This window comes from Streptomyces sp. PTL18 (genome assembly GCF_059510295.1).
Genome location: NZ_JCAJZO010000129.1, coordinates 1 through 602, shown reverse-complemented (window position 1 = coordinate 602; position 602 = coordinate 1). Strand labels below are relative to the sequence as shown.

The 602-nt window shown below is 66.4% G+C and carries 2 protein-coding genes; both read right to left on the bottom strand.

The genetic code is table 11. From position 1 onward, the window contains the following. Positions 1-390 (bottom strand): alpha-amylase family glycosyl hydrolase (locus AC5WS8_RS39310; RefSeq protein WP_496108263.1); only part of this gene is annotated, 390 nt, incomplete at its 3' end. Further along, positions 387-602 (bottom strand): alpha-amylase (locus tag AC5WS8_RS39305; protein WP_496108262.1); only part of this gene is annotated, 216 nt, incomplete at its 5' end. The genes AC5WS8_RS39305 and AC5WS8_RS39310, both read right to left, overlap by 4 nt.

Below are 602 nucleotides of genomic sequence, written 5' to 3'. Positions count from 1 at the left end.
CTGGAACCACGGGTGCTGGTCGCTGGTGTGGTTCATCACGAAGTCGATGATCACGCGCATGCCCCGCTGGTGGGCGGCGTCGACGAACTCCACGAAGTCCGCCAGGTCACCGAACTCCGGCAGCACCGCCGTGTAGTCGGAGACGTCGTAACCACCGTCCCTCAGCGGCGACTTGAAGAACGGCGGCAGCCACAGGCAGTCGACGCCCAGCCACTGCAGATAGTCCAGCTTCGCGGTCAGCCCCTTCAGGTCGCCCACGCCGTCCCCGTTGCTGTCCTGGAACGACCTGACCAGGACCTCGTAGAAGACGGCACGCTTGAACCACTCCGGGTCGCGCTCCGCGGCGGGAGTGTCCTCGAAGGTGTCCGGAACGGGCTCATTGACGATCATCGTGTGGGTGACCCTCCGATCTGCGGTGAGGACGGTCGCAGGACGGTCAGCACGTGCGCGGGGCCATCGCCCGGCGAAAGACGTACGTAGTTGGCCCTGCCCCAGTGATGGATGACACCGGTGAGCTCGTCGCGCACCGGGACGCTCTCGTGCCACTCGAGGCCGAGCCGCGGCATGTCCAACGAGACCGTCGCCTCCTGGGTGTGGTGAGG